Origin of the sequence: Methylobacter marinus A45, from assembly GCF_000383855.1 — a bacterium.
Taxonomy (GTDB): domain Bacteria; phylum Pseudomonadota; class Gammaproteobacteria; order Methylococcales; family Methylomonadaceae; genus Methylobacter; species Methylobacter marinus.
Genome location: NZ_KB912877.1, coordinates 3,297,822 through 3,322,547, shown reverse-complemented (window position 1 = coordinate 3,322,547; position 24,726 = coordinate 3,297,822). Strand labels below are relative to the sequence as shown.

Genomic DNA, 24,726 nt, shown 5'->3' with positions numbered 1-24,726 from the left:
GCTAATCTTCCAAAATGCTGTGTTTATTCAGGGCAATCAGGTCTTTAAACGCCTGGTTGTCGAGTTTGGTCAGCCAGCTTTCGTCACTGCCGACAATGCTGTCGGCCATTTTTTGCTTATCACGGATCATCTGGTCGATGCGCTCTTCCAACGTGCCCAGGGTTACAAATTTGTGCACGAAGACGTTCTTTTTCTGGCCGATGCGAAAGGCCCGGTCAGTGGCCTGGTTTTCAACGGCCGGATTCCACCAGCGGTCAAAATGAAACACATGATTCGCCTGAGTCAAGGTGATGCCCACGCCGCCCGCCTTGAGCGAGAGAATAAACACGCCGGGGCCGCTTTCCGGGTCTTGAAAATCACTGATCATCTGCTCGCGTTTGGCGCGCGGGGTGCCGCCGTGCAAGTAATAGGTTTTATAGTGTTTGTCTTTTGCCAGATAACGCTCCAGGTGTTCCCCTATTTCGGTGAACTGGGTAAAGACCAGGACGCTGTCGCCCTGCTCCATCGCTTCTTCGAGCATTTCGCCGATGCGTTCAAGCTTGTGCGAGCGTTCCGGCGTAAAAACGCTGCCGTCTTGCAGAAACTGCATCGGGTGATTGCAGATCTGCTTCAGCTTCATCAGGGTGGACAGCATCAGGCCCTGGCGTTGAATGCCTTCCGCCTCCTCCAATTGTGTCGCCACATCCTGCACCACGACTTCATACAGGGCCGCCTGCTCCTTGCTGAGATTGCAGTAAATCTTGTTTTCAATTTTATCGGGCAAATCCTTGATGATCGCCTTATCGGTTTTCAAGCGCCGCAACACAAAAGGCTGGATGAGTTTTTTCAGGATGGCCGATTGCCTTGGATCGTTATCGCGCTGCACCGGCAACTCGTAGGCTTTGCGAAACTGCGTCTGGTTGCCTAAATAACCGGGATTAAGGAAATTGAAAATGGACCATAAATCCATCAGGCGGTTTTCTACCGGCGTACCCGTCAGCGCCAGGCGGGCATCGGCATTGAGTTTTAAAATGGCTTTGGTCTGTGCCGCCTTGGGATTTTTGATCTGTTGCGCTTCGTCCAGAACCACCCGCCGCCAGTGCAAGGCGCTCAGCAGTTTGCTGTCCTTGCGCGCGAGCGTGTAAGAGGTAATCAGCAGGTCATGCTGCAGGCACAGTTGCCTGAAAGCATCGGCATCTTGTTCTCGTCCGCTGCCGTGATGAATCAGCGAAGTCAGGTGCGGGGCGAATTTTTCAATTTCCTTTTGCCAGTTGCCGATGACTGAGGTGGGTGCAATCAGCAGCGTAGGACCGGGCTTCGTTTGCTCATGCTCCAGGACCAGCAGGCTGATGACCTGCATGGTTTTGCCCAGGCCCATGTCATCGGCCAGGCAACCGTTCAATCCCAGACTTTCCAGATAACGCAGCCAGGACACGCCGCGTTTTTGATAGTCCCGCAGCTGCGCATTGAGCTTTTCAGGGTTGGCTATGGGTTCGAGCTGGCTGTTATCGGATAGTTTTGCCAGCATCCGGGCCAGGCTGTCGTGCACATCCAGTTCAAAACTATCGGCTTCCTCGGCCAGTTTCTTCAATAATTCCTGCATCGACATTTCCGGCATGGCGGCGCTTTGCTGCTGCATAAGAGCCAGCATTTCCTGCATTTTATCGCGGTCCAGCTCTATCCATTGCCCGCGAAAATGGATCAGCGGCGCTTTGGTATCGATCAGCTGCTGCCATTCCTCAGGGCTCAGCGTTTCATCGCCGATGGCCAGCTGGTACTGATAATCTGTCAGTGATTCCATGGAAAAATAGGATTGCGCACCGGCCGATGCGGACTTGGCTTTGCCGGACGTGCGCAGGCGAAGTTTCGCCCGGCGGCGGCCTTTGGGCGTCAGCCAGGCCGGAATGATGATTTTGAAACCGGCGTCCTCCAATATCCACGCGCTTTCTTTCAAAAACTCAAAGGCTTCATCCAGATTGAGCTGCACGCTTTCGGGCTCGCTGCCTTCCATCCCCTGCCACAACTTGGGATAAATGCGGGCGGCTTGCGCCAGATTAACCAATAGCTGCTGGTCGATCGCCGGGCCGAATTGCGGACTCAGCATTTTATGAAAGTGGCTTTTATGAGCCCAGTAATCAGATAAATCCACTTTAAGCGACGGGTCTTTGTGCGAGGACAGGAAGAACACCAGACGCCACTGGTCAACATGATCGGCATCGGCTTCCAATAATTGCAGGCCTAAATGCAGGGCGCTTTGAGCATCGGTTCCCAACAGTTTTTGCTGCCAGTGCTGCCAGAGCCTAAACTCATCGGGAAGTTGCTGACAGGTTCGGATCGGCGCCGCTGTCTGTCTTTGCGACAAGATGGTTTCCAAAAAGTCGTTCTGAACTTTTCTAGTAAAACTTTGCGGCATCTCCTGTGCGGCTGCGCTTAGCAATTCATGAACGACCACTTCGGCAAAATGCCGCAACAATGATTCAGGCTCGTACTGCTGGCCGCAGGCCAGCGGCATTTGAGCGGCGGCCGTTTGTATCAAACCCTCATAGTGACTGGATACCGCTTGCCAGCGCCGATATAGCTCGATCTTTTCACCCGCTTTCCTGCTTAACAACCGCGGAATATACTGATCCTTGGCAAAAATTTGTTTTAACGACTGGCTGAAGTAATACCAAAACAAAAAGTCACTGCCGATACGGCTGTTGCTGGCCTGGAAACAGCACAGGAAATGAATGTTATTGATCGTTTTCAGAGGTTCCCGCAATGGATAGGCATATACCTGCCAGTCCTGCAGCGTCACTGCCCCGTCAACTTCGACATATTCCAGTTCCGGCGACGGCAGCGGCTTGTTCCGATAAGTGGGCAGACATAAAGACAGCAATGTCCCCTGCCGGGCGTTTACAGGATTGACCGCCAGCTCATCTTTTAAAAAATCCAGGCAGGACTGACCCTGCAAATGCTGTGGATGAACATCCTTTTTATTTTTAATAGTAGTCAGAACCTCGTCGCTTTCCACCCACAGATAAAAACCGCCGGATTGAATGAAATCCTGTGTGTTTTCCGGAATCCAGGCTCCATGTATTACATTCATAAAAACGGTCTGCGTGATAAGGCTAAGGAAGAATATATTATGACAGAACAGCAAATAGCCAATGAACCCATGCTGCGATTTAGAGTAAAGGCAATGTCACGGCCGGTTCAGGAATGATAAAAAATCATGCGTCTGTGGTGGCCGAACCCGTTTCGCCTGTTGCTGTCGACGCTGGCCTATCCGCTGATCGAGGCCATCCGCCGGATCGCACTGAAAAACACCGAACTGGCGCAGGCCACTTGCGCCACCATTCGCCTGAAACTGTTTAAAACCGGCCTCATGGTCATCCGCAATACCCGCCGTATCCGGCTGCGGCTAAAGCCATTATCCCTTCCAGTCCCTGTTTCGATCTGTCTGCCAGCGCCTGAGCCTGATTAGCGCCCGGTAAGTGTTGTGCCCGGCGCGCTAAGTGAAAGAGGTTATCCATTGTCAATGCCGCGGCAAATGATTGAGCTGAAACATGCAAAAAATACCGTTCGGGAATATTGAGTTGTCATATTGTTAACTTATCTCATAAAATTACCGAACGGTAATAATAAGGGTATGAAACCTCATGAATTCAGAAAAACGACCGAACGGTAATATCAGCTCGGCAAAGGACGTAGGCCGGATCGTTGCCGCCCATAGAAAAGCCCAAGCCCTCACCCAAGCCGATCTTGCCGGACTGGGACAAACCGGTACCCGCTTTATCAGTGATCTGGAAAACGGCAAAGGTACAGTGCAATTCGACAAGGTCATACATATCTTGAATTTACTCGGCCTCGACGTCGTGATCGTGGATCGTAACCGATGAAGCGCCTGTCCGTTTATGCCGGAGAACATTTAGTCGGCCATTTAAATGAAGGCGAGGGAAATGACATGTCCTTTGTCTATTCGCCGAACTGGCTGACCAACCCTGAGGCCATTCCTTTATCGTCTGAACTGCCGCTTGCCGACCAGGTCTTTCGCGGAGACCCTGTGACCGCGTTTTTCGAAAACCTTTTGCCGGAAGGTGATGTGCTCGAATTCATCAGCAAGGCCGCGCATATTTCTTCGGGCAACATCTTTGGCTTGCTGGAACGCTTTGGCGGCGATACTGCCGGAGCTTTCTCGATCCTGCCGGAAGACATGCAGCCATCCGGTCAGCCGCACTATTTGCCGGTAACGCCGGAATCCATATTGCAATGGTTTGACCGGTCAAGAGGCATTCCGCTCGATCTCTCGGGCGAACAGGCCCGCATGTCGCTGTCGGGTGCCCAAGACAAGATGACGGTGTTTATCGATGCCAATGGCAACATCTCGATTCCGTTAGGGGCTGCGCCATCCAGTCACATCATCAAGCCGTCCCTGCAGCATCGTTATGACATCCCGAACACGGCCATTAACGAAGCGATGATCATGATGCTCGCGCGTCATAGCAAGCTTGATGTGGCTGAAGTCCGTTATGTTGCCGAGCTGGGTGCTGTGGTCATCAGCCGCTATGATCGCGAAATCGGTGCTGACGGGCGGCTCCGGCGTTTGCATCAAAACGATCTGTGCCAAGTGCTGGGAATTACTTCCGGCAAGAAATACGAGTCTGAAGGCGGCCCTTCTTTAAAAACCTGTTTTGAAACGGTACTGGCGCATAGCACTCAACCCGCGCTCGATAAAAAACGCCTGATCGAATGGGTAATATTCAATGTCCTGGTCGGCAATATGGATGGCCATGCTAAAAATTTATCGCTGATCACTATCGGCAAGCGAACCCGACTGGCTCCGTTTTACGATCTGGTTTGTACCACCGTGTATCCCAACTTAAGTCAGAAGCTGGCGTTCAGGATTGGCGGTGAAAACCGGCCACGATGGCTGATGGCTCGCCATTGGGATCGTTTCGCTGAAGAGATCGCTACCAAACCGCAGTTTGTCCGCAGAGTCATGGCTGACCTGATTCAGCGCGTCGAGTCGGCTTTACCCGGTGCTACGGACATGCTTCGATCAGCGGACTCAACGCCCGACGAATGGCTGATGATTGAGCACATCCAAGAACGAGTGCTGGCCTCTGTCGCGCAGATGAAAACCAGGCTTGGCGTAAAGCACTGAAGCGAGCGGGCATCAAAGATTTTCGCCGGCATGATTTGCGCCATACTTGGGCTAGCTGACATATACAACAGGGGGCCCCGTTACATGTACTAAAGGAATTAGGAATTTAGAAGGGTGTGAAGATGGTAATGCGTTATGCGCATTTGTCTCCCGAACATCTTGCTGAGTAATGGGCATGGAATAAATCAGGAAATTGTAGGTGCGAATTCATTCGCACTGTGCGGATACCCTGAAGGGCACAAGTACCCATAGGGCATAAATAAATCCGCACCTACACCGGAAATTCATCCGCCCACTTGAGGAAGTTATTTTATGCGCGTTCCTGAGCATGCCAATAAGATAGAAATTTTTTGTGACAAATTTACTACACTGATATCTCGGGCACAAAAAAACCAGTTGCCCGTGAAAGCTAACTGGTTAATTTATTTGGTTTTGTTGGTGGGTCGTGTGCGATTCGAACGCACGACCATCGCATTAAAAGTGAGTTAAATTCAATAATTCGCAAATCTCCATAACAAACAGGAATAATTGATTCAATAACTTAAAAATATTTCTTGCTGCCATTTATTACTGTTTATTGCCATAATTTACCGACTAGTGTCCCGTGAGTGTCCCATGGAATAGCTACTCCTCAAAAATAGTATGAAGAATTATGAACCACCATAAGTTTACTGTAGTTTTCAAGCAATAAAATCTGGTGTTTCGGACTTGGTCTTTACGTAGCATTACTTAAGCATTTGTACAAATTGTAATGTTACGCAAAACAAGGAAAATCATTTCCAACGCAGACAGATCATTTAGGGCGTTAGAGTGAGTTAGCGTTCTAATCAACACGGAGTCGCAATCGCGCCGAAGAAAAACATAGCAGCTGAATTGTCATTTAGCATTCAAACAAAAAGGTATTTGATAGTAGCAGAAACTGCATTTGTGTTGCTGACGACCATAGATTGACTAGTTCGAGGACATCTTGTCGGAGTTCGGTCAACCAACTACGAATCACAGTGATGCCCAAGTGAAGAGTCACTGGACTCTCCGGCTCTGGTCAATCAGAGACCGGTACCGAGGGGTTAGTTTGTGTTCGGCAACGATAGGGTTGGTTACACAAGGATCGGCTAAACTAGATCGTTTAAGTAACGGCACAGCCATCTATTTGAGTACTTATAGTTAAAGAAACGAGAAGGCTGACAGATGTAAAGATTATGAAGGTGCTTTCGACAAGAAAAACATTGTTGTCGATCTAATCTCTTAGGAGACGCAGGCATCTACATCCTATGACTTGAACCGGAAGGAGGCTGTTATATGCCCGCTTCACTAAGTTATCCAGGCGTCTATGTCGAAGAAATTCCCAGTGGAGTACGTACCATTGTTTCTGTGCCGACATCGGTTACCGCTTTTGTGGGTCGTACAAGCAAAGGCCCTGTTGGGGAAGCCACGGACATTACCAGTTGGCCGGATTTCGAACGCAAATTCGGGGGGCTTTGGCAAGGTAGCCAGCTTCCTTTTGCGGTACGGGATTTTTATCTTAATGGTGGCTCTAGAGCAGTAATTGTTCGGCTGTTTCAGCCTACATTTATTAAGGATACAGAAAATGGTATTGACGAGAAGGAAGTCCGCCGACTCGCAATTGAGGCACTGAAGACTGTGATGAAAGGAAAGTCAAAGGGGTCTGAAGTCAAGAATGCGTTTTATGAAAAACTAGGAAAGGAAGACGGATCTACGACTGGAAGTATCCGAGCAGAAGAAGTGGCAGCGAGGAAAGATTCTGAGGCACACCCAGGAGATGATGCAAAAAAGCAAAAGTGGATTGAGACTCAGTGGGCCTTAAATGCTGCGGAAGTCGCTGGTAAAATTATTAATCGCCTTGACGACAAGGCTGAGGATAAAGACAACATTACTCCCATAAAAGATACCATTGATCTAGCGGAAAAAACCGCCTTACCTACTGATCGGCGAGAATTAGTCGTAGATAACCTTAAGTTCGAAGCGATCAGTTACGGAAAATGGGGGGGCTATCTGCATTTGATAGTGACCCCGCGCAAACCGGATGCCTTCGATTTGACCATAACCGATTTATCTCCGGGAGGATCTTCGGAATCGTTCATTAATTTAACAGTAGCAGACGGCTCCAGGCGCATCGATAAAGTTTTAGAAAAAGAATCACAACTCTTACGTTGGAAAAAGGGCGAGCAGCTACCAACTACCCTTCCAGACTTTGAAGCTAATGGTATAGGTGATGCAAAGGCCTTAGGGGATGAAATCGGTACCGCGTTTTTGAATCTAAAAGAGGCTCAGAAAAGCAAACCAAATCCCAAGGATAGAGCTGATGAAGAAAAAGCGTATGAAAAGGCTGTCAAACTAACCTTGGCATCAGTTTCCGATGGTGATGACTTAAAAATTGAGACATTCCTTCCCAACCCCTCTACCCCTGAGAACCCTGGACTTAAGGCGCTGGAGCAACTCTACGCGCGGGATGGCCTTTTCAATCTACTTTGTATTCCTCCTTACAATAAAGCGGATGCTGACACCTATGTGGATGTCGGCGTGATTGCTGCCGCCGCAGCCTATTGCGAGGAACGGAGAGCGATACTGATTGTTGATCCACCCAAAAAATGGAAGACCATCGATACAGCCAAAGCCGGGATCAATGCTACGGATGATGAAATTGGAACTAAGAGCAAAAACGCCGCAATTTTCTTTCCTCGAGTAAAACAACCTAACCCTTTCCGCGATAACCAAGTCGAAGAATTTGCACCTTGCGGCGTTGTTGCAGGGATTTTCGCACGCACCGACACCGAACGAGGCGTCTGGAAAGCGCCGGCCGGCATCGAAGCTAGCTTGAAAGGGGTAAATTCTCTTCATGTCCCAATGACTGATTTGGAAAACGGCCTACTCAATCCACTTGGAATCAATTGCCTACGGCATTTCCCAGTCTATGGCAAAGTGGTTTGGGGTGCTAGAACTTTAGAAGGCGCCGATGGCTTTGCTAGCGAATGGAAATATATTCCTGTCAGACGGACCGCGTTGTTCATTGAAGAAAGCCTATATCGCGGCACCAAATGGGTCGTATTCGAACCTAATGACGAACCGCTCTGGGCACAAATCAGGCTTGCAGTGGGTGCCTTCATGCATAATTTGTTTCGTCAGGGGGCGTTTCAGGGTAGATCTCCAAGGGAAGCTTATTTCGTTAAGTGTGACAGCGAAACAACGACGCAAAACGATATCAATCTTGGCATTGTTAATATTGATGTTGGGTTTATGCCGTTAAAACCGGCCGAGTTTGTAGTAATCAGGCTCCAGCAGATGGCTGGTCAAATCGAAGTTTAGTAACCGTTCGAGGAATTTCCATGGCCCAATTTTCAGTAAATGCCCAGCGGTTCGATCCGTACAAGAATTTCAAGTTCCAGGTCTTTTGGGAGGGTAACACTATCCCGATTGCTGGCGTCAGTAAAGTGAGCATGCTTAAGCGTACCACCGAAGTTGTGAAACATAGAGAAGGTGGCGATCCGAGTAGTAGTAGAAAATCACCTGGCCGTACCGATTATGAAGCCATTACCCTTGAGCGAGGTGTGACCCACGACAAGGAATTCGAGCAGTGGGCCAACAAAGTGTGGAATTTTGGTGCGGGCTTGGGTAAGGAAGTTTCCCTCAAGGATTTTAGAAAAAACGTCATTATCAAGCTCTATAACGAAGCCGGACAAGTGGCGATCAGTTATAAGGTTTACCGGTGCTGGATTTCAGAATTTCAGCCGATGGCCGATCTCGATGCCAATGCCAATGCTGTTCTGATCCAGCACATAAAGCTGGAAAACGAAGGTTGGGAGCGTGATTACGACGTCGCCGAGCCTGCAGAAATAACCTTTAATGAGCCACCGGCCTGAGGTTCAATCTATGCGCCTACTTAGCGCAGCAGAGTTACTCGATATCTGGGATGCAGGCCGTACAGCCTCTCCGTGTCGGTGTAGTTTACTGCTTCTGTCAGCCTTCCTTCCGGAAGAAAGGGAAATTCTTGCAAATATGCCGCTAGGCGGATTGAATGCAAGGCTGCTCCAATTGCGTACACAGCTTTTCGGCCCAACCCTGAACTGTCTGGCAAGCTGCCCCGCGTGCAACGCGCCGATTGAGACCGCGTTTGGCATAGAGGGACTGTTGAATCACGCAACAGAACCCATCTCGGAAGAAAACTTCATTCATTCCTTTACCCATGACGATTGCACAATCGACTTCCGGCTTCCCACAGCGGTTGATCTTCTGGCAATTGTCGATAAATCTGGCATCAAAGCTGAAAGGGAACTGGTTGAACGTCTGATCGACAAATCGGTACGTAATGGAGAAAGCATCCCACTACATGATTTGCCCGAAGAAGCCTTGGAAGCCTTGGAACGTCAGATCACGGAGATGGATCCCCTAGCGCATATCGAATTGAACCTGACCTGCCCCGATTGCGGGAGTGATTGGCTAGAAGTGCTGCATGTCATCGATTTTTTATGGCTGGAAATCGGCAATCTGGCAAAGCGCATACTCTTCGAGATCGCCCGGCTTGCCTCTGCATTCGGATGGAGCGAGCGGGAAATATTAGCCCTTACCCCTGAGCGCCGCCGCAGCTACCTGGAGTTGCTGGAATTATGAAAATGGAAACGACAAATCCACCGGCAAAGCAAAGCTTATTTTCCGCATTGGCACACCATGAAGTCGCCCAATCTGAAGGTAACACAATTGAGTCGAACCAAGGCCTCCGTCCGCGTCTGCCAAACCGATTCGAAATGATCGATGCGAATATGGATACTCCACCTTTCGAAGAGCAGCAATCGGAAACATCACTCTCTTCGCCAAAACCCGGTTTCAGAGAGGAGTCATCAGAAGCAATTGGGTTGCGAACAGTTAAATCGTCTTTTCCTCAAGAAAATTCATTGCAACCAAAAGTCAGTTCTCAATATCAGGTACCTCCGTCGGAACTAGCGCGCACTTTAGGGCAGCCTAATTATCAGATTCCCGAAGCTGAGCCGCAGTTCAAGGGAGTTTGGACATCAGATCATGAAAATAAATTTTCATCTGGAGCCAATAAGTTCATGCCACCGGCTCCAAATTCATTGCAGCTATCTCATGCCAATGAGCTCCCGAAAGAAAAAAAGACGATCACTGAAAAATTGACCACCGTCGAGCGTGAAACTCTACGGGAAATACACGCTTTAAAACCATCGATACCACAGTCCGGGCGGCAAACAGGTCTGATCCCCAAAATGCAACCGGTACAAACGCTGATTTCGCCGGCTATTGAAAATGCCCACCAACCCAATATTGAAATTCACATTGGTAGAATAGAGGTTCGTGCCAATATTCAAGCAACGCAACCGAAACCGGAGAAAACAGCCGCTCCAGCGACAAATGACGGCGCGTTACAAGCTTATTTACAAAGCCGGTCTCGGGGAGCTCGCTCATGAGTTCTCCGCTTGCTATTGCCGGGGTCACTGCCGTACTAAAAGACCACCTTAATAAAGGTTCGACAAATATCGATCTCGATCTTGCCTCGATAGGGCCGTTTACCGTCAGCGCGCTGCCACCGGATCGTATACAAACCGGTGCGAACGAAGAAAACCGTATCAATTTATTTCTATATCAAGTCACCCCGAACCAAGGATGGCGAAATCAGGGCATGCCATCGATAGGTTCAAACGGCGAACGGCTTAGCAATCCGCCATTGGCGCTTGATCTACACTATATGTTGACAACTTATGGGAAGGAAGACCTGAATGCAGAAGTATTATGGGGATATGCCATGGAATTATTCCACGAATTGGTTCTTGATCGCTCAGATATCCGTAACTCGTTGAGCTTAATCCCCGCCAACCCCCTTAAAATTGCCCAAATTCCGGCAGACGAAGACGGAAGGACGGCTATTGATCTTGCCGACCAGATCGAACGGATCAAGATTATCCCGAATTATCTTTCGGCCGACGAACTATCCCGTTTGTGGACCGCCATGCAGGCGCGATACCGCCCCACCATGGTCTACCAGGTCTCTACCGTGCTAATTCAACATAATAAGCCTGCCAAATCGCCGTTGCCGGTACTGACCCGCGGAGAAAAAGACCGAGGTATCGAGAGCCAGGCAAATCTTGATAAACCGGTGCCAAAGGCGCCGACCCTTACCGAGTTGAAAATTCTTGCTATTCAAATAAAACCGGAGGACGGCAGCGAGATCGAAATTGAACGGCAAACCGCCGAATTGGGCGATGTGCTGGAGGTGAGAGGTGTTCATCTGAACGGAGAAAAGATCACTGCGGAATTTCGGCATCGACTGCTTTTCGAAGAGGACAGTCAAGGGATGCGGACCGCAAAACCCAACAAAGTCAAGGTTACGCTGCCTCTTACCACCCCAAAATTACGAATCGTTCTGCCGGCGGCAACCGATGGAACTCAGGTCAAAAACTGGCCGGCCGGTCAGTACACACTGTCATTGAGCATCGAACGAGACGGCAAAATCTTGCCCCTTACTAATGAGATGCCATTTTTGCTGGCGCCGCGTATTTCCGCGAAACCAACTATCTCCGGTTCCGGAGCCGAGCCTAAGCTAACGATCAAATTCTTCCCCGATATCTGGAAACAACAGTTGGAGGACCGCAGAGTCGATATCCATGTCGGGGGCAAGCCATTGTCCCCCGAACCAGTGACCACGGATACCGTCGGCGAACTGACGATACCGCTCGTCGGCGTCCCCGCTTCCGATGCGCTGATCCCCGTTACGCTCCGGGTCGACGGCGTGACCAACGAGCTGGTGCGGGATCGCACTACGCCGATACCGCAGTTCGATCCCGAACAAACCATAAGTCTGCCGACATGAACGCCAGCGCATTCGAAACCAACAATCAGACATTTCTGAAAGCTGCTCTGGAATGGCTCAGACTATTGCTGCAATCGCGTACGCCGGCCGTCGAGGAAAAACCCAAACCCTGGTGGTGCCGGCGGCGCAAACACCAACGCATTTCAGCGAAGAAACTTATAACGGCGCGCCAGACCATGGATGATGCCGCTCAGGCTGATCCAAAACCCGCATTTTCACTTATGGCCGACAAGCTCAACCTTTCCGAATTCGACAAGGACATGCTGCTGCTGGCAGCGGCTATGGAAATCGACCCGGATTTGCCTGCGCTTATTGCCGCGTGGCACCACGACCATAGTCGACATATGCCAACACTAGCGCTGGGGTTATCAATCTTTGACCAGGAAAAGCGCGAGTCGGATGCTCTGTCGTCATGTCGGCCTTTACGAAAATTCCAATTGCTGGAAGTACACCAAACTGGGGGGGCGTCTTTGCTCACAGCCAACTTGCGCATTGATGAATACATCGCAGGTTTAATCAAAGGGGAAACCACTCGACTCGACGAACGCTTGCTAGCTCTTTTGTTCCCCTTGCCACCAGCTCCAAGTTTGCCGGCCTCACAGGCAGCCATCGCCTGCTGTCTCGAAAGGTGGTTGTCGGCCGCAAAACCGGTAGGCATCGTGCAATTGACAGGAGCCGACACGGCTTCCAAACGCGATATCATGGCTGCCAGCTCTGCCCTATCGGGAAGGCAAGTCATGTCCGTCGCAGCCGATACGCTGCCAACCCTTCCCGATGAATTCGATACATTTGTTAAGCTTTGGCAGCGTGAATCCCGTCTGGCGCCTCTGATTTTGTACATCGAAGGCATGGAGCCTACTATGCCCATGATTGGAGAAGACCGCGCTGTAACAGCCAGCAATCCGCGCCTGATTCGTAATCTGCGTCGCATTGGAGAGCCTGTAGTGATCGATACCCGCAATGCCATAGCCGAGCTGGAAGGTTCGGGCATTATCGAAATCAAGCCTCCGACGGAGAAAGAACGCCGAGAGCTTTGGCTCAATGCCTTGGCGCTACGTGGCGTTGATGTAGAGGAAAAATCCGTCGCCCGCTTGGCAGGGGAATTCACCTTGGCCTCTTCCCGCATCGAGGAGAATGTTGAACAGGCTGTTTATGGACTGGAAAGCCATCACCTGGAAAACGGGCCGGATTGTGTGGACCGCGCTTGGCAGTGCTGTATTTCCCGAGGAGCTGCCGATATCGAAGGCTTGGCCGAGCGGATCGAACCCAAGGCCAAGCTGGAAGACATCAAACTGCCGCCTCACGGCAAGGCCGAACTGGAACGTCTGGTGCAGCATGCCCGGCATCGTTCCACTGTCATTTCGGATTTCGGTTTCGGTGCGCACACCAACCGTGGCCTTGGGCTCGCCGCGCTGTTTTGCGGCGAGAGCGGTACCGGCAAAACGATGGCCGCCGAAGCCATCGCCGGAGCCCTCGGCCTGCCACTGTTCCGTATCGACAGCGCGAGCCTGATCAGCAAGTACTACGGGGAAACCGAAAAGAACATCCGTCGCATCTTCGAAGCCGCCGAGGCGGGCGGCGCAGTGTGTTTCTTCGACGAGTGCGACTCGTTCAGCAGCCGGCGCGTGGAAGCCAACGACAGCCACGACCATTTCTTGAATGTCCAGATCAACTACCTGCTGACCCGGATGGACAGCTTCACTGGCGTTGCGATCCTGGCGACCAACATGAAGCAAGCACTGGATCCCGCCTTTTTGCGGCGCACCCGCTACGTCATTGAGTTCCCCTTCCCAGGCGCAGAAGAGCGCAAAGCCATCTGGCAATCGGTGTTCCCGCAAGAGACCCCCGTGGGATACTATTTGGATTATGATCGCTTGTCCCGCTTCACCCTGTCCGGCGGCAACATCCATAATGCCGCTCTCGCCGCCGCCCATAGCGCGGCGGCGGAAGACAAAGGAGAAAACGCCTCGGTCGAAATGCCCCATATCCTCGAAGCCATCCGCACCGAACTAATCAAGATCGGCAGACCCGGCTCCAACTCGGATTTCCTGTGGACGCCTCCCACCAGTGAAGATAAACAGGGGAAAGCCGCATGAACATTAATCTGGTGATCGATCAACTGATGATAGAGGGTATGACACTTTCGCGAGGGGAACGGATGGCGCTTGAAGAGACTTTACGGGAGTCGCTAACGCAGGCACTGAACGAAAGAGCCGCTGCACACTCCCTGCCGGAAGGGCGCCGTGCCCGGCGCGAACAAATGCAGGTGAGTTTATCCGGAAACATGCGTGGAACCGGGTTGGCTAAGTCGCTCGGAGCCTCTCTGGGTAGCCATGTGTGGGATGGTCAGACGCCGCAATCGTATGGCCAGGGGGAAAAGCGATGAACGGAGTACACATATTGTTTCGTAGCTCACCGCCTGAAAGCTGGGAGGGCAGAGGGATATGAATCAACAAAGTTTGGTGCCATTAAAAGCGTCGCGCGATTCTCAAGCCGGTTTGGCGCGTTTGCAACGCAAGTGCGCCTGCGAGGAGAGTGGAGCAACTTGCGCACGCTGTACGAATAAAAAGAGTGGCTTACAACGGAAGCTTGCGATAGGGGCAAGTAATGATCCGCTGGAGCAGGAAGCTGATCGGGTTGCCGATCAGGTGATGGCAGCGCCGGGACATTCTGCTGTTAGCGCCATACCACCGCGCATCCAGCGCTACGTGGGGCGAGCGACCGAGGGGACAGATTCTGCACCCGCAAGTGTCGACCATGTCATTGCCAGATCAGGCAGGCCGCTCGACCCAACTTTAAGGCGGGACATGGAACAGCGCTTCGGCCACAACTTCTCGCAAGTTCGGGTGCATTCCGGGGCGGATGCTGAGCAATCGGTGCGGGACATCAATGCCAATGCGTACACAGTAGGGAACAACATCGTGTTCGGTACGGGTCGATTTGCGCCCTCTTCCCACGAGGGACGGCGCTTGATTGCCCACGAGCTGGCGCATGTGGTGCAGCAGTCGGGTGCAGATGGAATTCGTGCTGATTTAGGCAATGTGAAACTCGGTCTGTCCCCGTTTCCGCTTCAACAACAGGTCGCGGCAGGGCGGCCGATTCTAGTCCTCCGGGCGCCAGAGGATGGCAAGCCATCGCCTCCCGTGGTGTCGCTGCCCTCCAAATCTGAGAACCAGTCCCGTCTTGCCGAACTGATGGCTGATTGGGTTCCCAGTCCAGAGAAACAGCGGAATACCACGATATCAAGAGCTGCAGCAATCGAGTTGAAGACCGGGAGGCGCGTTTACCTGGTCGCGATCGCCGGCGAGGGTGCAGCCTTGCCGCTAGATCAATCTCTACTCAGGCCTGACGAGGTTTCAGTGCCTTACACCGGTGGTCACGCCGAAATTCAAACTATGCACTTTGCCGCGAAAGAGGGATACAAAATATTGCCCGGTGCGTTAGAGCCAAGTCGCGCCTTTTGTACCAATTGCGCATTCTGGGCGCGCCACGGGGGATTGACTCCGCCAGACGCCAAAGTACGAGTAGGGCAACATGAAAAGCCTTTGGCCGAGGTGCCGGACAGCGAGCTCGCCAAGAATGCAGGCAGTAAGAGAATTCCTAATTGGCGCGGGGAGCTTACCGAGAAAGGCAAGGCAAAGCAGAAGGCAAAGCAGTCAAAAACGCCGACTACTCAGGTTAGGATAGCGGAGCAAAATGCCGCTAAACCTTCTGTAGCGAAAGGAGTAGCTGTCAACGGGGATGAACCGCGAGTTCGAGTCGGCGAACAATCTCTTGCCGCTAATCCATCTTCACCCCAAGTGAAACAAAGCATCGTAGATGGTCGGGTTGTAAATACCGAAGATATCATCGGTGTCATAGGGAAGGAGGAAAGTCCCACAAGTGGAAATCTGGAACAGGCTAAACCGACGGCAAAGAAGTATCTAAACATGCCAGAGACGCGGACTCAGCCGCCTCCAACTACAGGAAGTTCACCGATCACTGCCAAGCCTACCCCGCAGGTGGGTACACCTGCTCAGCCCGCATTGAAGCCGGCCACAGCAGCGTCCCCAGGCGGATCTCCGACAACCGCCGCGAGTGCCGCAACGGCCGGAATTTCTTCTTCCGGAAGCTCTTCGGCCAAAACTCCGTCCAACGCAGTTACTCCAGCATCGACACCGGCGGCAAAGGGAACGACGGCCACGCCCGCACAACCGGCGGCGCCACAGCCTTCGTCACCCGTCGGAACCGCCGGCACTGGCACTGCCGCGGCGAAGGCGCCGGTTGATGCGGCTCCGCCCCGCCTCACTGGCACGCAGGGGCAGCGTGTCTATGGAGGGGCGCAACCCGCCTCGAAGGCCCTGGCGCCGACGCAGGCGCAGCAGCAGCATGCTGACGCGGTGCAGCAGCGCGCCGCCAATGCCGCCGTGATGCTGGAACTCACACGCGCGCGGCTCGAGGACATCAGCGACGACGACGAGCGGGACCAGGCGGAGATCTGGCTGGTGCAGAACCGCCCGGTGATCTATCAGGCGCTGTTCGAGCATCCGGGCGCCGCGATGGTCGTGCAGTTTCACTTCGAGCGGGTGAACGGCCGGCTGAAGTACCGCGGGGCGACGACGGAGATGATGTCCGACGGCAAGCCACCCCAGGGCGTGAAGGAGGACTCCGCCGACATCGCGGGCACGGGTGTGAAGCTATTCTTTCCGCCGGTGAGGAAAGCGCCGCAGGCGCCGGTTAAGCAGGAGGCTTCTCAGCCGCCAGCCCCGGCAAAGTTGCGCCTGGTTCAATCGGCCGAAGAGCTCATCGGCCTGCTGCCCAACAACGCCAACAACCTGGCCTCGTACTACGCGCTGCAGGACGCGCACGGCTCCGGCGTCATGGGACCGTTCCGCATGCGGCTGGGAGCCACGGAGTTCGAGGTGACAGCAACCGCCCTTGATCAGGCGATGCAAGTCTACCGCGTCCGGCTCGAGAGTTCGCTCGGCGAGCGGCATCAGCGCCTGAAGGACGACATCGCACGGAGTCAGAAGGACCTGGACGCGGCCTTGACCACCCACGGCAATTTCGCCACGAAGTGGTGGTACCGCAAGCGAATCGCCCTGCTCGATCCACACGTGTTGGACAAGCCGCGTGAGCACGAGGCGGCCGCGCGCGATGCGATCACGCGCGGCGACTTCCGCGCCGCCGCGGCGTCGCTTCGTGCCGGCGAAGAGCTGGTGACGCTCGCGGACGAGCGAATCCATCAGTTCCACGAGGGGGTCGACAGGATTGAGGAGCAGGAAATATGAGCGACCGCGTCGCAAGGCTCGCCACCTGGCCAATTTACATGCCGGGCGGACGAGATCCGGAACAAGAGTTCGACGGCGGAGGATCCGGCGCCGTACCGACAGGCGTTGAAACACTGGCTATCAAAGCTCGACGCTATAACCAAAGCCAGGGAAAAGAAAGGAAGCCGGGAATGGCCGGGCGTCAAGCGAATGCAAATCCTGAAAGATCAGATAAGAAACGAGTTGCGAAATCACTTAATGATTGGGGAGCTGTGAACGATGAGTCAACGTAAATTCGAGGCACGCAGATGACAACCTTCCCTCGCTCTCCCAAAATCCTGAAATCCGGCATCGTGCTGCTGGACCCGGTGACGTTTCAACCGCAGCGCATCGTGGTGTTGCAGTATAACCCGGATCAGTTATCCCGCACGCTGCAAACCCAGGCGATGAGCGGGGAATCGGGAGATCGCTCCGAGGCCTTACGGCTGAAGGGCGCTCCTATGGAAACCTTCAAGCTGGAGGCGGAGATCGACGCTACTGATCAGCTCGAGATGGTTTCTCAGTTACCGATATCGCCCTTGCAGATACTGGGTTTCCAAGATCCCAGTGAGACGGCGGCGCAATTCGGCATCTTCCCGCAATTGGCAAAATCAATGGCAAATCAATGGGGTCAGACTTGATTGATATTTTCTAATTAACCCGAATGAAACGGAAAAACGATTGCAACACGAAGAGTAAGTCAAAGGCAGTGGGTAAATTTAAGCTGTAGTAGAGTTGGAAACAGGTTTGTAAACATGAGTTAGGGTAGGAGTAAACAGTGATTACAGTCGACCAACAATTCCGGATTGTCTTTTGGAAAAGAACTTTTTTAAGACAATACAATAGAGAATTAGCAAACACCATAAGGATGGGATGTAAACCATGACCGGTTTCTCCCGTTCGCCGCCAATCCTCAAATCCGGCATTGTGCTGCTGGATCCTGCGTCGTTTCAGCCGCTGCGGATTGTGGTGCTGCAATACAATCCAGATCAACTGTCCCGCACGCTGCAAGTCCAAGCGATGAGCGGCGAATCAGGGGATCGTTCCGAAGCCTTGCGGTTGAAGGGCGCGCCGGTGGAAACCTTCAAGCTGGAAGCTGAGATCGACGCCACCGATCAGTTGGAATTTCCGGACCAGAATATCAGTTATAAGGATTTGGGCATTTTTCCCCAACTCGCGGCGCTGGAATCCCTGATCAGCCCCACCAGCGATCAGTTGTCCGGGATGGAAAGCATACTCACCGGAGGCACGGTGGAAATCGCACCGGTGGAAGCGCCGCTCGCCCTGTTCGTGTGGAGCGTCCAGCGTGTGGCGCCGGTGCGGGTCACTGAATTTTCCATCACCGAGGAGGCGTTCGATACCCAACTCAACCCCATACGCGCCAAGGTGAGTTTGGGATTGCGAGTCTTGACCATCAGCGATTTTGGCTTCGGCCACAAGGGCGGCCAGTATTTCATGGCTTATCTCAAGAACAAAGAGTTTCTGGCGCAGAAAGCTGGGAACGGCGATTTAAGTAAATTGGGCAATGTGAGGTTGCTATGATCGATCCTGTTACGTTTGCTTTTTCGCCGCAAGGTTCACGACTTGAGCCGTTCGCGGACAACAGCCGTTACCGGGGCCTGCCGTTGCTGGTACATGTGGATGCAAACGGCGTGGAACATATTTACGTCGGCCGCCGTTTCCTGCCGCCGCCTGAGACGCTGGCGGAGGTTGGGCGCATTGAAGTCCGCGAAGGCGACCGTATCGACAACATTGCTGGTCAGGTGTTCGGCGATGCGGAATTATATTGGCGCATCGCCGACGCCAACCGGGTGTTAACACCGGGAGAGTTGACGAAACGTATCGGCCGGCGGTTACGCGTCACCCTGCCAGAAGGAATGCAAGGGGCTCCCGGATCATGAAAATTTATTTAAAGGAAACAATGTCATGCTGAGCGGCATCCAGTTGACAGTGATGATGGGCTTTGGAAATCCTGAACCAGTACCTGCTGAAATAACCGACTGCCTGCTGTCGACAAATGTGACACAAGCAACTGAGGGAAAAAGCGGATTCCAACTGTCCTTTGCGTTTGGCAAAGGTTCGGGTGCTCGACGCAAATTCGAGACTGGCTATTTCGATCCGCCCAAGCGCGTGGTCATCATTGCTACGGTCAACGGCACGCCGAACGTGCTGATGGATGGTGTCATCACTCGCCATGAAGTTACTGCCAGTAACGAGCCGGGGCAATCGCGCCTGAACGTCACTGGGGAAGACTTGTCGCGGATCATGGATTTGATCAACTTTAGCTGGGTGTTCAAGTATCCCGCCATGCCGGCGGAGGCAAGGGTGGCGCTGATATTGGCAAAGTACATTCCGCTTGGGATTCTACCCATTATTATTCCCAGCGTGAACATTGATATTCCTATCCCAACCTCGCGCATTCCGAGCCACAAAGGTACTGATTTGCAGTACATCACTGGACTCGCTAATGACGTCGGTTATGTATTTTACATCGATCCTGATCCGCCGGTAGGTATATCGATTCCTCGGGAGTTGCCGAAACTGCCACAGGCGTCGCTACCTGGAGGTGTAGTTACTCCGCGTACTGTTCAACCGGTACCAGGGCGATCGATAGCCTATTGGGGGCCGGAGATAAAAACCGGCAAACCGCAAGCGGCGCTGATCGTCAATTCGGACGCGGCAAGCAATGTTGATTCGCTTACCTTCAGTTTCGACGGTTTTGCCAAGACGGTGCATGTCATTCTGATCCGCCCCGAAGAATTGCCGATTCCTATCCCGATTCCGATACCGGATGTAAATCCGCTTTCGCCACCGCTGGGCAGAAGGCAGCCGATTCCCTTGCGTATTGAGCCTTTGCAAAACATCTCTCACTTGAATGTCCCTCAGGTAATCAGTTACGGTTTGGCCAAGGCGGCGCGGTCTGCGGAAGTGATCTCCGGCTCCGGCAGTTTGAACGTATTGCGTTATGGGCAATTGCTGAAAGCCCGGCGACTGGTCGAGGTGCGCGGAGCCGGCTTGCCACATGACGGCTTGCACTTTGTCCGCAGTGTGACGCACTCGATTAAACCGGGAGAATACAAACAAAACTTCACCCTATCCCGGAATGCCTTCGAACCCTTGTCGCTGGGTGCTGCTTACTTGGGTATGAGTGTTGCCGCTGGCGCAGGTGCTGCAGGGCAACGTATTTCGGGTTCAAGCGGTAATCCTTTCGTCTAACTGGAGACAAATAAAATGTCGAGATCAACATTGCAGGATTTTGGAGGCACGAGCGAATTCAGCGTCCATGACAGTACGGATCAAGGATCATCACGGTATGGAGAAGTGCCTGGTGAAGGCCCACGCTGGGGTAAACATCCTGGCGTTGTGGTCAATCCCGTTGATCCCGAGTTCCGTGGCCGTATGTTGGTTCAGGTGCCGGATGTTTGGGGACCTAATGTTTCATCTTGGGCGCACCCCTGTGTGCCTTGGGGTGGTTTGACGATGGGAATGTATGTGGTGCCTCCGATTGGCGCCAATGTATGGGTGGAATTTTTGAATGGAGATACTGAGCGGCCCATTTGGACTGGTTTTTGGTGGGGAAGTCTGGCAGACCCACCGCCTTCAACGAAATTATCGGCGACTGGGGTTACACCACAGTTGTTTATGGAATCCATTTTGAAACATGCTTTGGTTATCAGCGATGTCCCACTTCCTCCTTACTTACCTTTTGGGGGGGTTCTTTTGAAAAGTGGAGCCTCATATATCGCGATCGAGCCAAAGGGTATTCGGATTTTTGGAGCACCGGCGGTAGCAATAAACGGTGCACCGAGTGGTGATCCGGCAACAGCAGCTTTATATATCACATAGGATATCGTTATGCCTGGATTTATCATTACATTTGCTAATAACGTTCTTTGCACACATGGGGGTAAGGCAATGCCGTTTCCGCCAGCAGGTCGAGTAATCAGCGGAGGCCTTGGTGTTGTAACGTTAGCCCACCAATACGCAATAGTTGGTTGTGGTTTTCCTGCAGCGACATCAGGCGCACAGCCCCCCTGTGCTCTCGGACAATTATTTAGTGGTTCGAAACGCGTTTTATCTATGGGTCTTCCAATAGCTCTTTTACCTGAGTCGGTTGCGAGTTCAAAAGGTTCTCCCAATCCGACACCGCTTATCGTGATGCCAGCGCCACCGACCCAACAACGGGTCATAGCGAGTTGAGGAATTTATGAATATTGACTTCCCCTACCGAATAGCCGCCAACGGACGCACCGCACCCACAGACGATGCCGATCATGTGCGCGATATGATCGAGATGCTGCTGTTCACAAACCCTGGCGAGCGGGTGATGCGGCCTGATTTCGGTACAGGATTGCTGCAGTACGTGTTTGCGCCGAACAGCCCGGAATTGGCGGCGACCTTGCAGATGACTCTGCAGGCTTCCCTGACACGCTGGCTAGGCGATCTGATCGATTTGAAGGAAGCCGCAGTTGAAAGTATCGATGCGGAATTGTGGGTAACGCTAAGCTATGTACTGCGCTCGACCGGCGCAGAGCGTAAGGAAACTTTCACGAGGCCGGTGTCATGAACAATACCCAATGTACATCCAGCGCTCCGGCTCATTGCGCTACGGAAAAGCGTAGAGCCTTGATAAGGGGTCATAACACCAAGCCTTGCGCTAAGAAATTAGCCGGCTTGGATTATGTGGAGGTCGATCCCTCAGGCACATCGCTTGTTGTTCATTTCTTCGGTACTGTGCCGGAGACTTTATCGGCGCGAAATGTTGTCATCGAAGGTGGACGGCGTATACGTGATATCAAGATCCTCTCTGCACAATTCGTTCAGCATGGAGACGGCGATACCTGCCTGCATGTGAGAATCGATAAAGCCGGTGATTTCTCCAGTTATTGTATTTGTTTAATTGAGCCAGTTGAGGCCACAGCTCACTGTTTGGGAGACCCGTCTTCGGTCATCGAACGCAAAATTCCCGAGGGTATTGATACGCGTTACGCATGCGCTCCCCTGCTGTTCCGCACCGATTGCCCCAGCACCGTGGATTGCAAACCACAGCCCTGCTCTCCGGAACCGCTATTGCCGCCGCCGACGATCAATTATCTGGCGCGCGACTTTCAAAGTTTCCGACAGTTAATGCTTGATCGGCTTTTAGTCACTATGCCGGAGTGGCGGGAGCGTCACATTCCGGACATCGGGATTACTTTGGTCGAACTCATGGCTTATGTGGCCGATCAGTTGAGTTATACCCTTGATGCAGTAGCCACGGAAGCCTATCTTGCCACTGCCCGCCTGAGGATTTCCGTACGCCGTCATGCCCGTTTGGTTGACTATCGTATGCATGAAGGCTGCAATTCGCGGGCATGGGTATGTATTGATTCCGATAGTGATCAAACATTCGATATCACCGATCTGGCTTTTGCGGTGCCGCCCAACGACGCAGTTGTGCGGATGTCAGGCTTGATCGACTGGGATTCTCTACGAAAAATGCCTGATGCAATAGTTTTCGAGGCTATGGATATTCATGGAACCGGCAAAGTGTCAGTTATTGCGGCACACAGTGAAATTCATTTCTACACTTGGGGAGACGCGGAGTGTTGTCTACCTGCCGGAACGACCAGAGCTTCTCTCCTGAATGAGCCTTTAGTAAAAGTGGCGAGTCCTGCAACAATGAGTGCGGACGATTCCAATCGGCTAGTAGATTCCAAGTGCCGGGATATGACCAGCGAACAAGAGAGTTCTTACTCGCTCTCTAAAGTTCAAGTGCCGGCAAACAGTCAGACAGATTCCGAGACGGGTTCAGCAGGAATGAAGCATACCAATACGATTTCTGCTGCCTCCGATGGCAGATTCTTGCAGCTCAATAAAGGCGACGTTTTGATCATGGAGGAAATACGCGGGCCGCGAACCGGTGCGGTTGCCGATGCCGATCCGAGTAAACGCCATGTTGTACGGTTGACTTGGGTTAGTCCTAGTCCAACGATCGACCCTATTACCGGCAGTAGCGTCCTGGAAGTCGAATGGGGGCATGAGGATGCACTGCCTTTTACCTTGTGCTTATCGACACGTACCGATGCGCCAAACTGCGAATTTGTCGAAACGGCGGTGGCACGAGGGAATGTGATTCTCGTCGATCATGGAATAACCTTGGATGATGAAGTTAATGAAAGCTGGGTTGTGCAGGCAGAGCCACTAATAGGGTGCTGCGGCTGTGAAGGCGCTGTCGTCGATGTGCCCATGGTCGCCAAGCCGTTCTCGATGACCCTCGCCAAGCTGCTGTTGACCCATGTGGAAGTCCTTGATCCAGACCGAGTTGGAACCCTGTCGGCTTTAGGACTTCTTAAACAGGACCCAAGGAAAGCCGTCGCCAGCGTTAAACTTGACGATGGTCTGCCGATTTCTACTTCCAAGCTGGACTCATCAGCCCTGGAAACCGAGAAACCATACGAGACATCCTCCGTCTCTACCAAACCGGTTTGGCGAAATAAATGGGACTGGATTTCCAAAGAGGATTTACTTTCCAGCCTATCCACTGACCGGCATTTTGTCGTTGAAATGGACGATGAGGGCTTTGCCCACCTACGATTCGGTGACGATGACTGTGGCCGCCAGCCGGAACCGGGACTGCATTTCCGGGCTCGTTATCGGATCGGGAACAGTACGACCGGCAATGTAGGTCGCGATGCTATCGTATGGCTCGCCCGCAGGAGCGGCCTGCTTTCTGGCATCCAGCTGCGACTGCGCAATCCACTGCCCGCTGCCGGCGGCATGGAGCCGGAACCCGTTTCACACGTCAAGCTCTATGCTCCTCATGCCTATTCACGGGTGCTAGAACGGGCCGTGGCGGCGTCCGACTACGCGGAACTGGCTGGGCGCGATGCACGTATCGATAGCACCTATTCGGAACTGGCCTGGACCGGCAGTTGGTACGAAGCCAATGTTGCCCTGGATCCCTTTGCCAAAGCCGAATGGGATACCTCACTGGCTAAAGACATCATAAAGCAGCTCGAACGCGCACGCCGGATCGGGCATGACTTCCGGATTGTTCCTGCTCACAAAGTACCTCTCGTTATAGGCTTGAATATTTGTGTGGCTCCACATTATTCGCGCAGTGACGTTGAGTTGGCCATACGTGAAGTGCTATCGAACCGCCGCCTGGCGAATGGCACCTTGGGTTTGTTCCATCCTGACAATCTGGAGTTTGGAACCGACATCAAGGCATCACGCATCGTGGCCGCCGTTCAGAAGCTCGAGGGTGTTCTGTATGTTGAGATTACCGAGTTCAGGATGCAGGACGCCGATCCCAACACGATCGGCGCTATCGGCACATTAGCGGATAATTTCATTTCTATTAGACGCGGTGAGATAGCGCAGTTAGACAACGATCAGAATTTCCCGGAAAACGGTTCGTTAAAACTTACTATGAAGGGGGGGCTATGAGCTGCAAATGCGGCTGTGCAAGCTGTACGGAGTTATGCGACTGC

The 24,726-nt window shown here is 52.6% G+C and carries 19 protein-coding genes and 1 pseudogene; 19 read left to right on the top strand and 1 reads right to left on the bottom strand.

All coding sequences use genetic code 11. The features are described 5' to 3' along the window. Window position 1 precedes the first annotated feature (1 nt). Window positions 2–3,067, bottom strand: coding sequence for a DEAD/DEAH box helicase (locus METMA_RS0115860; RefSeq protein WP_020160090.1), 3,066 nt, complete (start codon window positions 3,065–3,067; stop codon window positions 2–4). Between the two features lie 132 nt (window positions 3,068–3,199). Here METMA_RS0115860 and METMA_RS24810 point away from each other — a divergent pair. The 19 genes and pseudogenes from METMA_RS24810 to METMA_RS25840 form a co-directional block, all read left to right on the top strand. Next, window positions 3,200–3,455, top strand: a pseudogene (locus tag METMA_RS24810) (transposase); the annotation flags it as partial. 165 nt (window positions 3,456–3,620) lie between these two features. After that, window positions 3,621–3,860 (top strand): helix-turn-helix transcriptional regulator, encoded by a 240-nt coding sequence (locus METMA_RS0115845; RefSeq protein ID WP_020160087.1) that lies wholly within the window; start codon window positions 3,621–3,623, stop codon window positions 3,858–3,860. Then, window positions 3,857–5,125: a type II toxin-antitoxin system HipA family toxin gene (locus tag METMA_RS0115840; RefSeq protein WP_020160086.1), complete on the top strand. Its 1,269-nt coding sequence runs from the start codon at window positions 3,857–3,859 to the stop codon at window positions 5,123–5,125. Before METMA_RS0115845 ends, METMA_RS0115840 begins: the two co-directional genes overlap by 4 nt. Before the next feature lie 1,299 nt (window positions 5,126–6,424). Next, entirely contained in the window at window positions 6,425–8,449 is a 2,025-nt protein-coding gene (locus tag METMA_RS0115835; protein ID WP_020160085.1) for a phage tail sheath family protein, read from the top strand. 20 nt (window positions 8,450–8,469) lie between these two features. After that, window positions 8,470–9,003 (top strand): phage tail protein, encoded by a 534-nt coding sequence (locus tag METMA_RS0115830; protein ID WP_020160084.1) that lies wholly within the window; start codon window positions 8,470–8,472, stop codon window positions 9,001–9,003. Between the two features lie 10 nt (window positions 9,004–9,013). Further along, window positions 9,014–9,751: a T4 family baseplate hub assembly chaperone gene (locus METMA_RS0115825; protein ID WP_156830520.1), complete on the top strand. Its 738-nt coding sequence runs from the start codon at window positions 9,014–9,016 to the stop codon at window positions 9,749–9,751. Then, window positions 9,748–10,563, top strand: a complete 816-nt coding sequence (locus METMA_RS0115820; RefSeq protein WP_020160082.1) for a hypothetical protein — start codon at window positions 9,748–9,750, stop codon at window positions 10,561–10,563. Before METMA_RS0115825 ends, METMA_RS0115820 begins: the two co-directional genes overlap by 4 nt. Further along, window positions 10,560–11,963 (top strand): DUF4255 domain-containing protein, encoded by a 1,404-nt coding sequence (locus tag METMA_RS25845; protein ID WP_020160081.1) that lies wholly within the window; start codon window positions 10,560–10,562, stop codon window positions 11,961–11,963. The genes METMA_RS0115820 and METMA_RS25845 overlap by 4 nt, the downstream gene beginning before the upstream one ends. Beyond that, window positions 11,960–14,059 (top strand): ATP-binding protein, encoded by a 2,100-nt coding sequence (locus tag METMA_RS24800; RefSeq protein WP_020160080.1) that lies wholly within the window; start codon window positions 11,960–11,962, stop codon window positions 14,057–14,059. Before METMA_RS25845 ends, METMA_RS24800 begins: the two co-directional genes overlap by 4 nt. Then, complete coding sequence (locus METMA_RS0115805; protein WP_020160079.1) at window positions 14,056–14,349, top strand: hypothetical protein; 294 nt, start codon at window positions 14,056–14,058, stop codon at window positions 14,347–14,349. Before METMA_RS24800 ends, METMA_RS0115805 begins: the two co-directional genes overlap by 4 nt. Before the next feature lie 58 nt (window positions 14,350–14,407). Continuing rightward, entirely contained in the window at window positions 14,408–17,233 is a 2,826-nt protein-coding gene (locus METMA_RS0115800; RefSeq protein WP_020160078.1) for an eCIS core domain-containing protein, read from the top strand. Continuing rightward, entirely contained in the window at window positions 17,230–17,505 is a 276-nt protein-coding gene (locus METMA_RS0115795) for a hypothetical protein (protein ID WP_020160077.1), read from the top strand. Before METMA_RS0115800 ends, METMA_RS0115795 begins: the two co-directional genes overlap by 4 nt. Before the next feature lie 15 nt (window positions 17,506–17,520). Further along, entirely contained in the window at window positions 17,521–17,892 is a 372-nt protein-coding gene (locus METMA_RS24795; protein ID WP_020160076.1) for a hypothetical protein, read from the top strand. Window positions 17,893–18,133: 241 nt separating this feature from the next. Beyond that, window positions 18,134–18,793, top strand: coding sequence for a hypothetical protein (locus tag METMA_RS0115785; protein WP_020160075.1), 660 nt, complete (start codon window positions 18,134–18,136; stop codon window positions 18,791–18,793). Next, the gene (locus tag METMA_RS0115780) at window positions 18,790–19,152 is read left to right on the top strand and encodes a hypothetical protein (RefSeq protein ID WP_020160074.1); all 363 of its coding nucleotides are present in this window, start codon (window positions 18,790–18,792) and stop codon (window positions 19,150–19,152) included. Before METMA_RS0115785 ends, METMA_RS0115780 begins: the two co-directional genes overlap by 4 nt. A 25-nt stretch (window positions 19,153–19,177) precedes the next feature. Further along, a complete protein-coding gene (locus tag METMA_RS0115775) occupies window positions 19,178–20,467 on the top strand; it encodes a hypothetical protein (RefSeq protein ID WP_020160073.1) in 1,290 nt (429 codons plus the stop codon). 15 nt (window positions 20,468–20,482) lie between these two features. Next, window positions 20,483–21,097 (top strand): phage baseplate assembly protein V, encoded by a 615-nt coding sequence (locus tag METMA_RS27065; protein WP_156830519.1) that lies wholly within the window; start codon window positions 20,483–20,485, stop codon window positions 21,095–21,097. A 361-nt stretch (window positions 21,098–21,458) separates the two neighbouring features. Beyond that, a complete protein-coding gene (locus tag METMA_RS0115770) occupies window positions 21,459–21,818 on the top strand; it encodes a GPW/gp25 family protein (protein ID WP_020160072.1) in 360 nt (119 codons plus the stop codon). Next, window positions 21,815–24,682 carry a putative baseplate assembly protein gene (locus METMA_RS25840; protein WP_020160071.1) on the top strand — a complete coding sequence of 956 codons (2,868 nt, stop codon included), beginning with the start codon at window positions 21,815–21,817 and terminating at the stop codon, window positions 24,680–24,682. Before METMA_RS0115770 ends, METMA_RS25840 begins: the two co-directional genes overlap by 4 nt. The last annotated feature ends 44 nt before the right edge of the window (window positions 24,683–24,726 follow it).